Source organism: Extensimonas vulgaris (assembly GCF_003337425.1).
GTDB classification, from domain to species: Bacteria; Pseudomonadota; Gammaproteobacteria; order Burkholderiales; family Burkholderiaceae_C; genus Extensimonas; species Extensimonas vulgaris.
The window spans coordinates 398,025-410,695 of record NZ_QPJU01000002.1; the positions used below are offsets into that span (position 1 = coordinate 398,025).

A 12,671-nucleotide genomic window follows, 5' to 3' on the forward strand; every position below is an offset into this window, starting at 1 on the left:
CCATGCATATCCACATTCTGGGCATTTGCGGCACTTTCATGGGCGGTGTCGCGGCGCTGGCGCGCGAGGCCGGGCACAAGGTCACGGGCTGCGACGCGGGCGTCTATCCGCCCATGAGCGAGCAGCTGCGCGCGCTGGGCATCGAGCTGATCGAAGGCTTTGGCGCCGACCAGCTCGCGCTCGCGCCCGACATGTTCGTGGTCGGCAACGTGGTGAGCCGCGCGCGGCTGACCGATGGTGCGCCCAAGTTTCCCTTGATGGAAGCCATCCTCGACGCGGGCCTGCCCTACACCAGCGGCCCGCAGTGGCTGGCCGAGCACGTGCTGCAAGGCCGCCACGTGCTGGCCGTCGCGGGCACGCACGGCAAGACCACCACGACCTCCATGCTCGCGTGGATTTTGGAGAGCGCCGGGATCACGCCAGGCTTTCTGGTGGGCGGTGTGCCGCTGAATTTCGGCATTTCGGCGCGGCTTGGCGCGCAGGCGCCGGGGCAGCCGCGGCCGCTGTTCGTGATCGAGGCCGACGAATACGACACGGCCTTTTTCGACAAGCGCAGCAAATTCGTGCACTACCGCCCGCGCACGGCGGTGCTCAACAACCTCGAATTCGACCACGCCGACATCTTCGACGACCTGGCCGCGATCGAGCGCCAGTTCCACCACCTGCTGCGCACCGTGCCGGCCGCCGGGCGCGTGGTGGTCAACGGCCTCGAGGAGAGCCTTGCGCGCGTGCTGCACCAGGGCTGCTGGAGCGAGGTGCGCAGCTTTGGCGCCGCGGTGAGCGATTTTTGCGCCGCGGGCGAGCCGCAGGCTTTCGACGTGCTCGTGCAGGGCCAGCCGCAGGGGCGCGTGGTCTGGTCGCTTACGGGCGTGCACAACCAGCTCAACGCGCTCGCGGCCATTGCGGCGGCGCAGCACGTGGGCGTGCCGGTGGCGCAAGCGGCGCAGGCGCTCGCGGGCTTTCAGAACGTGCGGCGCCGCATGGAGCTGCGCGGGCGCGTGGCGCTGCCGGGCGGCGAGGTCACGGTGTACGACGACTTTGCGCACCACCCCACGGCGATACGCACCACGCTCGACGGCCTGCGCCGCCAGCTCGCTGCAGGCCAGCCCACGCGCATCCTGGCCGTGTTCGAGCCGCGCAGCAACACCATGAAGCTCGGCACCATGAAGGCGCAGCTGCCCTGGGCCCTGGAGCCGGCCGACCTGGCCTTTTGCCACACCGGGGGCCTGGACTGGGACGCGCGCGAGGCGCTCGCGCCGCTGGGCGCACGCGCGCAGACCGCGCCCGACATCGCCACGCTGGTGCGCCAGGTCGTGCAGGCCGCGCAGCCGGGCGACCACATCGTTTGCATGAGCAACGGCGGCTTTGGCGGCGTGCACGCGAAGCTGCTCGAAGAGCTCTCTAAACGATAGCTGCTTGCGATTGCTCCGATTAGGTTAGAGGCACTTTTTATCTAATATCCCCGGCGCGTGGCTCAAGTACCGCCCACGAACGGGTTGCTGCGCCGCTCTCGCCCAAAAGTGCTCTCGGGCCCGTGGCCGGGGATGAATACCGTCTGGTCGCCCATGGGCCACAGGCGCTGGACGATGCTGTCGATCAGCTGTTGATGGTTGCCGCCCGGAAAGTCGGTGCGCCCAATGCTGCCCGCGAACAGCACGTCGCCGACGAAGGCGCGGTCGATCTGCGGCGCGTGGAACACCACGTGGCCGGGCGTGTGGCCCGGCGTGTGGCGCACCTGCAGCGTCTCCTGGCCGACCTGCACGCTGTCGCCGTCGTACAGCCAGCGCGTGGGCGTGAACGGCACGGCGGGCGCAAAGCCGAAGGCCGCGCTTTGCTGCGCCAGGCCGTCGATCCAGAACTGGTCGCCCGGGTGTGGGCCGACGATGGGGATGCCCAGGCGCTGCGCGAGCTCACCCGCGCCGCCGGCGTGGTCTATGTGCGCGTGCGTGAGCCAGATCTGCGTGGGCTTGACGCCCAGGCGCCGGGCTTCGGCGAGCAATCGATCGATGTCACCACCGGGGTCGATGAAGGCGGCCTCGTGCGTGGCGTCGCACCAGACGATGGAGCAGTTCTGCTGAAAAGGCGTCACGGGGATGGTGCGGTACTGGAGCATGGCGGGTTCCGTAGCGGAGGAAGTAGAGGGGTTACAAATTGCTTGCGGCGATCACTTCGGGCATGTCGGTCAGGCCTTGCAGCACTTTTTCGATGCCATCCTGGCGCAGCGTACGCATGCCTGCGGCGAGCGCCGAATGGCGGATGTCCGTGGCAGGGTCGCGGTGGCGAATGTGCTGGCGGATGGTGTCGTCGCTCAGCATCAGCTCGTGAATGCCCATGCGCCCGCGGTAGCCATGGCCCTCGCATTCCTTGCAGCCTACGTGCTTCCATAGGCGTAGCTCGCCGTCCTGGCCGCCGAAGCGTTTGCGCCATTGCTCGATCAACGCTGCGCGGACTTCGGGCGTGTGGGTGGTGCCGCTTTCGAGGTACTGCGCGGCCAGACCTTCGAGCTCGTCGACTTCGGCCACGCGCGGTGCACGGCAGGCCGTGCACAGGCGCCGCACCAGCCGCTGCGCCAGAATGCCCAGCAGCGAGTCGGAGAAGTTGAACGGATCGAGCCCGATTTCAAGCAGCCGCGTGATGCTCTCGGGCGCCGAGTTGGTGTGCAGCGTGGAGAGCACCAGATGCCCGGTGAGCGAGGCCTCGATCGCGATGCGTGCGGTTTCCTCGTCGCGCATTTCGCCGATCATGATCACGTCCGGGTCGGCGCGCAAAAAGGTGCGCATCGCCGCCGCGAAAGTCCAGCCGATGCGCGGGTTCACCTGCACTTGGCGTAGCCCGGTCTGCGAGATTTCGATCGGGTCCTCGGCCGTCCAGATCTTGCGGCTGTCGGTATTGAGCTCGCGGATCACCGAGTGCAGCGTGGTCGTCTTGCCGCTGCCCGTGGGGCCGCAGACCAGGATCAGGCCGTAGCTTTTGCGCATCAAGGTGCGCAGCCCCGCCAGATTGCCCGGGCTCAACCCGATCTGGTCGAGCGGCAGCGGCTTGGCGCCCGCGAGCAGCCGCAGCACCACGTCCTCCAGGCCGCGCGAAGTGGGCACCGTGACCACGCGCAGCTCGACCGGCGGGCCGCCGAAGCGTGCAAAGTCGATCTTGCCGTCCTGCGGCTTGCGGTGCTCCGAAATGTCCATCACCGCCATGATCTTGAGGCGCGCCACGAGCGCAAAGCGATAGCGCGCGGGCAGCTCCAGATAAGGCTGCAGATCGCCATCGATGCGCAGGCGTATGCGCACGGGCTGCGGTGGCGGCTCGGTTTCGATGTGGATGTCCGAGGCGCGGTGCGCAATGGCCTCACTGATGAGCGAGTTGATGAGCCGCACCAGCGTGTTGTCGGACTCGCCGATGACGTCGGCGGGTGTCACGTCGAGGTCTGTGCCCGTGGCGTCCAGGCTGCTGGCCAAGTCCCGTGCGGTCGTGGCTTGGGCTGTCGCACCTGCGCTGCCAGCAGAGGTGGCGGGCGCAGCCACTTTCGCACTCGCATTGGCATTTCCGGCGCTACCGTAAAACCGGCTGATGGCCGGCAGCAGCGTGCCTGGCGCGGCATGCACAGGAATCACGCGCCGTTGCGTCAGAAAGCGCAGCTCGTCGAGCAGCACGCGATCGTGCGGGTCGGCCATCAGCACCACCAGCGCATCGTCGCGCGCCAGCAAGGGCAACACCGATTCGCGCTCGGCCACGGTGCGCGGCACCAGCGCCAGGGCTGCAGGGTCGGGCGCCAGCTTGCCGGGATCGACCACATACTCACCCAGCCAGCTGTCGATGACGCGCTGCAGCTGCTCGGGCGTGACATGGCCGTGGCTGACAAGGATTTGCCCCAGGTGCGGGTCTTTGCCAGTTTGGCGTTCCAGCTGCTGGATCTGCAGCGCATCGGCGAGCACGGGCGGGGTGATCAAGCCCGCGTGTAGCAGCGCTTCGCCAAGATGGTTGGCGCGGCCCACGAGCGGGTGTGGTGTGGTCACCAACTTCCATAGTGCCTCTGGATGCGGCGGCGTGAAGCTGCGCATGGAAGGGTCTGCGATCTGGTCGGTAAGCGGGGGGTTGGAAATATCGGACATAAGCAAAAGCCTGGTAACCACAAAGTGCCTGGGCAAGGGTGCCTGTGCAGGTAAACCAGCATCACAGCGCCAAGGCGTAATCGACCGTGATCGGCGCGTGGTCGGAAAAGCGCTGTTCCTTGTAAACATGCTCGGCGCGAGCCAGTTCGGCGAGGGCCGGCGTGGCCAGGTGGTAGTCGAGCCGCCAGCCCACGTTCTTTGCCCAGGCCTGGCCGCGGTTGCTCCACCAGGTGTAGGCCGCATCCGTGGCGCTGGGCTGCAGGCGGCGATAAACGTCCACCAACCCGCGCGGGTTGTCATTCGTGCGCAACAGTTTGGTCAGCCAGGCGCGCTCTTCGGGCAGAAAGCCGCTGTTTTTCTGGTTGCTGCGCCAGTTTTTCAGGTCTATGGGCTGGTGCGCAATGTTGAGGTCGCCGCAGAGGATGAACTCGCGCTCGGCCTGCAACTGCAGCAGGTGCGGGTAAAACGCCTCGAGAAAGCGGAACTTGGCCTGCTGGCGCTCCTCGCCCGAGGAGCCGCTCGGGAAGTACGCGCTCACGATGGAGAGCTTGCGCGCAGGCGTGTCGAAGCGCAGCTCGACGTAGCGCCCCTCGGCATCGAACTCGGGCACGCCGAAGCCCGTCAACACGTCGCTGGGGGCGTGGCGCGTGTAGATGCCGACGCCGGCATAGCCTTTTTTCTGCGCAAAGTGAAAATAGCCCTGCAGACCGGCGAGCTGCTCGAAGCGGCCCTGTACGTCGGCGGCCTGGGCCTTGACCTCCTGCACGCACATACAATCCGGCCGCGTGGTGGCGATCCACTGCTCCAGGCCTTTGCTCGCGGCCGAGCGGATGCCGTTGAGATTGAGGCTGCTTAACTTGAACAAGGGTTTTTGCATGGAGGAAGAGGGCGTACAAAGCGCGCAGCAAAGCCGGCTGGCGCAGGATTTCGTGCGTTTTGCCGTCGAAACAGGTGTTTTGCGCTTCGGCGAATTCAAGACCAAGGCGGGGCGCCTGAGCCCTTATTTTTTCAATGCCGGGCTGTTCGACGATGGCGCCAAGCTCGGCCGGCTCGCGCAATTCTATGCAAGCGCGCTGCAGGCGAGCGGCATCGCCTTCGACATGGTGTTCGGCCCGGCCTACAAGGGCATTCCGCTTGCGGCCACGGTGGCCGTGGAACTCGCGCGCCAGGGGCGCAACGTGCCCTTCGCCTACAACCGCAAGGAGGCCAAAGACCATGGCGAGGGCGGCAGCCTGGTGGGCGCACCGCTGCGCGGGCGCGTGCTCATCATCGACGACGTGATGTCCGCAGGCACGGCGGCGCGCGAGTCGATCGCGCTGATCCGCGCGGCCGGCGCCACGCCGCATGCGATGGTGGTCGCACTCGATCGCCAGGAAAAAGCCACCGAAAACGGCCAGGACGTGCCCTACAGCGCCGTGCAGTACGTGCGCCGGGAGCTCGGCCTGCAGGTGTGCGCAATCGCGCGCCTGGCAGATTTATTGCAATACCTCTCTGCTGTGGGGGGCGACGCCATGGCAGCCCACCGCGCCCGGGTGCTTGCGTATCGGGAGCGCTACGGCGTCGATGACGACAGTGAGGGAGATGCTTCTTGAAAAAATTCTGGTGCACCGGTGCGGCCTCGCTCGCGGGTTTCGGGCTTGTCATTGCCCACGCCCAACCTGCCACGGGCGGCAGCATCTATACCTGCATCGATGCCCAGGGGCGACGCATCACTTCCGACCGCCCGATCGCCGAGTGCCTCGACCGCGAGCAGCGTGAGCTCGGCCCCACCGGCGTGACGCGCCGCAAAATCGGCCCCTCGCTCACCGAACAGGAGCGCGCAGCCCTGGAAGCGCAACGCCGCAAGGAGGCCGAAGAGCAGTCCCGCATCCTCGAAGAGCGCCGCCGCGACCGTGCCCTGCTCGCGCGCTACCCGAACCAGGCCGCACACGATGCCGAGCGCGCGCAAGCCCTCACCCAGGTCAACGAAGTCATCGCCATCGCCCAAAGGCGCCTGCGAGAGCTGCAGCAAGAGCGCAAAGCGCTGGACAGGGAGATGGAGTTTTATCAAAAAGACCCGTCCAAGGCGCCAGCCAAACTGCGCCGCCAGATCGCCGAAAACCAGGACGAAATGGCGGCCCAGCTGCGCTTCATCGCCGATCGGGAAGAAGAAAAGCGCCGCATCCACCAGCGTTTCGACGCCGAGCTGGCGCACCTGCGTCAGCTGTGGGACAGCCAGCGCCCGCCACCCGCGGTGGCAGCGCCTGCGCAGACGCCTTTGCCGGTCAACGGTCCGCCGGCCACGCTGCGCTGAGGGGCGCTGCGCTTTGCCGTCGCTGCGCTTTGCCGTCGCTGCGCGTTCCTCATCCTTCGAGCCTGGCGCGCAGCAGCGCATTCACCTGCTGCGGGTTCGCCTTGCCCTTGCTGGCCTTCATGACCTGACCGACGAGCGCGTTGAAGGCCTTGTCCTTGCCGGCCTTGAACTGCGCCACGTTGTCGGGGTTCGCGGCGAGCACCTCGGCGATGATCTGCTCGAGCGCGCCAGCATCGTTCACCTGCTTGAGGCCCTTGGCTTCGATCAAGGCATCGACGTCGCCGCCTTCGCCCGTCCCTTCGCCCTTCCACAAGGCGTCGAACACCTGGCGCGCCGCACTGTTGCTGAGGGTGCCGTCCGCGATGCGCGCAATCAGCGCCGCAAGTTGCGCGGCGCCCACGGGCGAGCGCGCGATGCCGATTTCCTCGGCGTTCAGGCGCCGCGAGACCTCGCCCATGATCCAGTTGCTCGCGAGCTTGGGCTGGCCGCAAGCGCGCGCCACGGCCTCGAAGTACGCGGCCATCGCGGGTGACTGCGTGAGCGTGTTCGCGTCATATTCCGGCAGGCCGTATTCGGCTACGAAGCGCGCCGCCATGGCGCGCGGCAATTCGGGCATCAGCGCACGTTGTTCCTCGATCCATTGCTCTGAAATGTAGAGCGGTGGCAAGTCTGGATCGGGGAAATAGCGGTAGTCGGCCGCGTCCTCCTTGGTGCGCATGGCGCGCGTCTCGCCCGTCGCGGGGTCGAACAGCACCGTGGCCTGCTGGATCGCGTGGCCGTCCTCGAGCTGCTCGATCTGCCAGCGGATCTCGTAGTCGATCGCCTGCTGCATGAACTTGAAGCTGTTGAGGTTCTTGATCTCGCGCCGCGTGCCCAGCGGCTGGCCGGGCTTGCGCACGCTCACGTTCGCGTCGCAACGAAAGCTCCCCTCCTGCATGTTGCCGTCGCAGATGCCGATCCAGGTGACGATCTTGTGCAGCTCGCGGGCGTAGGCCACAGCTTCGGCGGTGGAGCGCATGTCGGGCTCGGTGACGATTTCCAGCAGCGGCGTGCCGGCGCGGTTCAGGTCGATGCCGCTCATGCCGTGGAATTCCTCGTGCAGCGACTTGCCCGCGTCCTCTTCGAGATGCGCACGCACCAGGCGCACGGTTTTTTTCTCGTCACCCACGTAAAACGACACCTCGCCGCCTTGCACCACGGGAATTTCGTACTGGCTGATCTGGTAGCCCTTGGGCAGGTCGGGGTAGAAATAGTTTTTGCGCGCAAAAATGCTCATGGGCGCAATGTGGGAGCCGAGTGCCAATCCCAACTTGATAGCGCATTCGACCGCCGCGCGGTTCATCACCGGCAGCGTACCGGGCAAGGCCAGATCGACCGCGCAAGCCTGCGTATTGGGCTCGGCGCCAAACGCCGTGGAGGCGCGGCTGAAGATTTTGCTGCGCGTGGCCAGCTGCGCATGCGTCTCGAAGCCGATGACGACTTCGTAGCCGTGGATCAAATTGCTGCTCGTCATCTCACAATCCCCCGGGCTGGCGCAAATGAAAATCCGTCACCTGCTGCAAGCGATGCGCTGCGTTCAGCAGCCGGGCTTCTTGAAAATAATTGCCGATGAGCTGCAGCCCCACGGGCATGCCGTGCGCGCCAAAGCCCGCGGGCACGCTCATGCCGGGCAGGCCTGCGAGCGAGGCGGGCAGGGTGTAGATGTCGGCCAGGTAGTTGGCCACAGGGTCATCGGCTTTCTCGCCGATCTTCCAGGCCACGCTCGGGGCCACGGGGCCGGCGATCAGGTCGCATTGCTGGAACGCCTGCTGGAAGTCGTCAGCGATCATGCGGCGGATTTTTTGCGCCTGCAGGTAGTAGGCGTCGTAGTAGCCGTGGCTCAGCACGTAGGTGCCTATCATGATGCGGCGCTTGACCTCGGCGCCGAAGCCCTCGGCGCGGGTTTTTTTGTACATGTCTTCGAGGTCGGTGTAGTCGCGTGCGCGGTGGCCGAACTTGACGCCGTCGTAGCGGCTCAGGTTGGAGCTCGCCTCGGCGGGCGCGATGATGTAGTAGACGGGAATCGACAGCTCGGTGCGCGGCAGCGAGATCGGCACGAGCGTGGCGCCGAGTTTTTCGTACTCCTGGAGCGCGGCTTCGACGGCCGCGCGCACGTCGTCGGCCAACCCTGCGCCGAAAAATTCCTTCGGGATGCCGATGCGCAAGCCCTCGAGGCTGTCGTCCAGCCGCGCGCTGAAGTCTTCGGCGGGCAGGTCGAGCGAAGTCGAGTCGCGGTCGGGGTCGGGGCCGCACAAAGCCGACAGCAGCAGCGCGCAGTCCTGCGCCGAACGCGCCATGGGGCCGGCTTGGTCGAGGCTGGAGGCAAAGGCGATCATGCCGTAGCGCGAGGCGCGCCCGTAGGTTGGCTTGATGCCCGTGATGCCGCAAAACGAGGCGGGTTGGCGGATCGAGCCGCCAGTGTCGGTGCCCGTCGCGGCGGGCGCCAGGCGCGCCGCCACGGCCACGGCACTGCCGCCCGAGGAGCCTCCGGGCACGCGCGCAGCGTCCCAGGGGTTGCGCACCGGCGCGGGCGCGTCCAAGCCCAGCGGGGCGATGGCCGAGTTTTCGTTTGCCGAACCCATCGCGAATTCGTCGCAATTGAGCTTGCCCAGCGTCACGCAGCCGGCCGCGGCGAGGCGCTGCACCACGGTCGCGTCGAACGGCGACTGGTAGCCCGCGAGCATTTTCGAGCCCGCAGTGCTCGGGAAGTCCTGGGTGACGAAGATATCCTTGTGCGCGATGGGCACGCCCTCGAGCGGGCCGCCCATGCCGGCCTGCAGGCGCGCATCGGCGGCGCGCGCCTGCGCGAGCGTCGCTTCTTCGTTCAGCGCGAGGTAGGCGCCCAGGTGCTGGTGGGTGTGCGCGCGCGCCAGGAAATGCTGCGCCGCTTCGACGGCGGACACGCGGCGGGCGCGCAATTGGGCGGCGAGTTCGGCCACGCCCAGATCGTGCAATGCAGGGGTCGATGTCATGCGCGGCCTCACTCGATGACTTTGGGCACGAGGTACAGGCCGCGCTCCACGGCCGGGGCGCTGCGCTGGTTGCGTTCGCGCTGGTTGGGCTCGCTCACGACGTCGTCGCGCAGCCGCAGGGCCACGGGCTGCACGGTGGCGACGGGGTGCGGCAGCGGCGTGAGGCCGCTGGTATCGACGGCGCGCATCTGCTCGACAATGGCAAAAAAGCCGTTGAGCTGCGTGTGCATGCGCTCGGCTTCGGCGGGGCTGAGCGCAAGCCGCGCCAGGTGCGCGATGCGCTCGATGTCCTGGGGTGTCAGTGCCATAAAAACAAGGGTGGAAGTGGTGCTGCCACAGATGTAAAACTGTGCTGCGCGCCAAGCCGTGGCACGGTTCGCGCAGAGGGGATCGGGTATTATCCCGGCTTTGCCGCAATACCCTCCCTCCTGCCGGTCATTGTGCGAAAAAAGCAAAACTTTTGACCCCACCAACCCGGCACTGGCAGGCCGCACGTGCATGCCGTGCCCCAGAGGATTTTGAATGTTCGGAGCTTTCCGTCGGTATTTCTCCACCGACCTGGCCATTGATCTTGGCACGGCCAACACCCTGATTTTTGCGCGCGACAAGGGCATCGTGCTCGACGAGCCCTCGGTCGTCGCGATCCGCCACGAAGGCGGCCCGCACGGCAAGAAAGTCATCCAGGCCGTGGGCCGCGAAGCCAAAGCCATGCTCGGCAAGGTGCCGGGCAACATCGAAGCCATCCGCCCGATGAAGGACGGCGTGATCGCCGACTTCGTGATCACCGAGCAGATGATCAAGCAGTTCATCAAGATGGTGCACCCGCGCACCCTGCTCACGCCGAGCCCGCGCATCATCATCTGCGTGCCCTGCGGCTCCACGCAGGTCGAGCGCCGCGCCATCAAGGACGCGGCCGAGGCGGCCGGCGCCACGGCGGTCTATCTGATCGAGGAGCCCATGGCTGCGGGCATAGGCGCGGGCCTGCCCGTGAGCGAGGCTTCGGGCTCGATGGTCGTCGACATCGGCGGCGGCACCACCGAAGTCGGCGTGATCTCGCTCGGCGGCATGGTCTACAAAGGCAGCGTGCGCGTGGGCGGCGACAAGTTCGACGAGGCCATCATCAACTACATCCGCCGCAACTACGGCATGCTGATCGGCGAGCCCACGGCCGAACTCATCAAAAAGACCATAGGCTCGGCCTTTCCGGGCTCGGAAGTGCGCGAGATGGAAGTCAAGGGGCGCAACCTCAGCGAGGGCGTGCCGCGCAGCTTCACCATCTCGAGCAACGAAGTGCTCGAGGCGCTCACCGACCCGCTCAACCAGATCGTCTCGGCCGTCAAGAACGCGCTCGAGCAGACGCCGCCCGAGCTCGGTGCGGACATCGCCGAGCGCGGCATGATGCTCACGGGCGGCGGCGCGCTGCTGCGCGACCTCGACCGCCTGCTCGCCGAGGAAACCGGTCTGCCCGTGCTCGTGGCCGAAGACCCGCTGACCTGCGTGGTGCGCGGCTGCGGCATCGCGCTCGAGCGCATGGACCGGCTCGGCAGCATTTTCACGAGCGAATGAGGCGTTTGGGCGCCGCGTTGACCATGCCCGGCAGACGCCGATGCCCGCGCGGCTTGCCCCGACACGGGCGCCGGCAGCAGACCGTGCTGCCGCCCCTGCGCTGATCGCGTCTCCCTGAACCCGCCCCATGCCGCCCGCAACCCTGGAGCGCAGCGCGCCCTCGCTCTTCAGACGGGGGCCGTCGCCGCTGTCGCAACTGGCGCTGTACGCCGCGCTGGCGCTGTTTCTGATGGTGGCAGACGCGCGCTTTCAGCTCGTGGGCCCGCTGCGTCAGGCCGTGGCGACGGTGCTCTACCCCGCGCAGTGGCTGATGCGCCAGCCCGTGGAGTTCGCCCGCCAAGGGCTGGACTATTTCGAGTCGCTGCACCAGGCCGAGGCCGAAGCCCGGGCCGCGCGCGCCCAGATGTTGCAGCTCGCGCAGCGCGCGCACCAGGCCGATTTGCTGCTGCAGGAAAACCAGCATCTGCGCGAGCTGCTGCAATTGCAGCCGCGCATCGCCGTTCCCTCGCTGGCGGCCGAGGTGATCTACGAGGCGGCCGATCCGTTCAGCCGCCGCGTGGTCATAGACCGCGGCCAGGCCGCGGGCGTGGTGGCGGGCGCGCCCGTCGTCGATGCCGCCGGTGTGCTCGGCCAGGTGACGCGCGTGCTGCCGCTGCAGAGCGAAGTCACGCTGCTGATTGACCGCGAGCAGGCGACGCCGGTGCAGAACATGCGCACCGGGGTGCGCGGCATCGCTTTCGGTGACCCGACGGCAGGGCAGGGTGGCGGTCTCGAGTTGCGCTTCATGCCCAGCAGCGCCGACATCCGCGCGGGCGACCTGCTCAGCACCAGCGGCGTCGATGGCGTCTATCCGCCGGGCCAGCCCGTGGCCCGGGTGCTGCGTGTGGAGCGGCGCGCCGACTCGGCCTTTGCGCGCGTCCTCTGTGCGCCGCTGGCCCAGGTGCAGGGCGCGCGCCACGTGCTCGTGCTGCAGCCGCTCGCCGCCGTTGTGCCGCAGCGACTGCCGCCAGCCGTGTCCGAAACGCCTGCCGCAAAGAAAAAGGGCAAAGGCGAAAACAAGGCCGAAAACAAGGCCGAGAAGAAGTCCGAAAAGAAGGGGGGACGCGCACCATGATCATGCCGCCTGGCCAGCCGCTGCTGCTGCCGGCCAAGCCTTTTTTCATCGCCGCGAGTCTGGTCGCCGGCCTGGCGCTGAACATGCTGCCGCTCGGGCGCGAGGTCTGGATGCCGGACTTCCTCATGTTGCTGCTCGCCTTTTGGTGTGTGCACCAGCCGCAGCGCGTGGGCATGGGCGTGGCCTTCGTACTGGGCCTGTGCATGGACGTGCACGCCACCAGCTTGCTTGGCCAGCATGCACTTGCCTACGCCGTGCTCGCTTATGGCGCGGCGGCGTTGCAGCGGCGGCTCGCGTGGTTCAGCGCCTGGGCGCAGGCCTTGCACGTGCTGCCGCTGCTGCTGCTTGCGCACGCGATAGAACTCGCTTTGGGGCTTGCTGGAGGCGGAGCCTTCCCAGGCGTGGCCGTGGTCGTGGCACCGCTGCTTGAAACCCTGTTGTGGCCGCTTGCGAGCTGGGTCTTGCTCGCTCCCCAGCGCCGCCCGCCTGAGTCAGACGAAAACCGCCCCCTGTGACCATGCCGAGCTGGATGCGCTTTCGCCAGACCGCGCAGCGTTTGCGCGGGCGCCTGCGCGCGC

General features: G+C 67.2%; 12 protein-coding genes. 6 read left to right on the plus strand and 6 right to left on the minus strand.

Annotated elements, in window-relative coordinates:
• Window positions 1-2 precede the first annotated feature (2 nt).
• A complete protein-coding gene (gene mpl, locus DFR45_RS04770) occupies window positions 3-1,412 on the plus strand; it encodes a UDP-N-acetylmuramate:L-alanyl-gamma-D-glutamyl-meso-diaminopimelate ligase (RefSeq protein WP_114482538.1) in 1,410 nt (469 codons plus the stop codon).
• Between the two features lie 62 nt (window positions 1,413-1,474).
• On the opposite strand, the gene DFR45_RS04775 is transcribed toward mpl, so the two are convergent.
• The 3 genes from DFR45_RS04775 to DFR45_RS04785 form a co-directional block, all read right to left on the minus strand.
• Window positions 1,475-2,113 carry an MBL fold metallo-hydrolase gene (locus DFR45_RS04775; RefSeq protein WP_114482539.1) on the minus strand — a complete coding sequence of 213 codons (639 nt, stop codon included), beginning with the start codon at window positions 2,111-2,113 and terminating at the stop codon, window positions 1,475-1,477.
• Window positions 2,114-2,144: 31 nt separating this feature from the next.
• Window positions 2,145-4,109, minus strand: coding sequence for a GspE/PulE family protein (locus tag DFR45_RS04780; RefSeq protein ID WP_241659342.1), 1,965 nt, complete (start codon window positions 4,107-4,109; stop codon window positions 2,145-2,147).
• A 61-nt stretch (window positions 4,110-4,170) separates the two neighbouring features.
• Entirely contained in the window at window positions 4,171-4,974 is an 804-nt protein-coding gene (locus tag DFR45_RS04785) for an exodeoxyribonuclease III (protein ID WP_114482705.1), read from the minus strand.
• Window positions 4,975-4,984: 10 nt separating this feature from the next.
• Here DFR45_RS04785 and pyrE point away from each other — a divergent pair, with 10 nt between their 5' ends.
• Together pyrE and DFR45_RS04795 are read left to right on the plus strand one after the other, a co-directional pair.
• A complete protein-coding gene (gene pyrE, locus DFR45_RS04790; protein WP_114482540.1) occupies window positions 4,985-5,701 on the plus strand; it encodes an orotate phosphoribosyltransferase in 717 nt (238 codons plus the stop codon).
• Window positions 5,698-6,402 (plus strand): DUF4124 domain-containing protein, encoded by a 705-nt coding sequence (locus DFR45_RS04795; protein ID WP_114482541.1) that lies wholly within the window; start codon window positions 5,698-5,700, stop codon window positions 6,400-6,402. Before pyrE ends, DFR45_RS04795 begins: the two co-directional genes overlap by 4 nt.
• A gap of 49 nt (window positions 6,403-6,451) precedes the next feature.
• Here the strand turns inward: DFR45_RS04795 and gatB are convergent, their stop codons facing one another.
• Genes gatB through gatC form a run of 3 tightly spaced genes read right to left on the minus strand, consistent with a single transcriptional unit; the run spans window position 6,452 to window position 9,721 of the window.
• Entirely contained in the window at window positions 6,452-7,915 is a 1,464-nt protein-coding gene (gene gatB, locus DFR45_RS04800) for an Asp-tRNA(Asn)/Glu-tRNA(Gln) amidotransferase subunit GatB (protein ID WP_114482542.1), read from the minus strand.
• Between the two features lies 1 nt (window position 7,916).
• A complete protein-coding gene (gene gatA, locus DFR45_RS04805) occupies window positions 7,917-9,413 on the minus strand; it encodes an Asp-tRNA(Asn)/Glu-tRNA(Gln) amidotransferase subunit GatA (protein WP_114482543.1) in 1,497 nt (498 codons plus the stop codon).
• An 8-nt stretch (window positions 9,414-9,421) separates the two neighbouring features.
• On the minus strand, window positions 9,422-9,721 hold the full coding sequence (gene gatC / locus DFR45_RS04810; protein WP_114482544.1) for an Asp-tRNA(Asn)/Glu-tRNA(Gln) amidotransferase subunit GatC: 300 nt from the start codon (window positions 9,719-9,721) through the stop codon (window positions 9,422-9,424).
• Between the two features lie 214 nt (window positions 9,722-9,935).
• Between gatC and DFR45_RS04815 the strand changes: the two genes are divergently transcribed.
• The 3 genes from DFR45_RS04815 to mreD all read left to right on the plus strand — a co-directional run bounded on the left by DFR45_RS04815 (window position 9,936) and on the right by mreD (window position 12,608).
• Window positions 9,936-10,979 (plus strand): rod shape-determining protein, encoded by a 1,044-nt coding sequence (locus DFR45_RS04815; protein ID WP_114482545.1) that lies wholly within the window; start codon window positions 9,936-9,938, stop codon window positions 10,977-10,979.
• A 127-nt stretch (window positions 10,980-11,106) separates the two neighbouring features.
• Window positions 11,107-12,093 (plus strand): rod shape-determining protein MreC, encoded by a 987-nt coding sequence (mreC, locus tag DFR45_RS04820; protein WP_114482546.1) that lies wholly within the window; start codon window positions 11,107-11,109, stop codon window positions 12,091-12,093.
• Window positions 12,090-12,608, plus strand: a complete 519-nt coding sequence (mreD, locus tag DFR45_RS04825) for a rod shape-determining protein MreD (RefSeq protein ID WP_114482547.1) — start codon at window positions 12,090-12,092, stop codon at window positions 12,606-12,608. Before mreC ends, mreD begins: the two co-directional genes overlap by 4 nt.
• The last annotated feature ends 63 nt before the right edge of the window (window positions 12,609-12,671 follow it).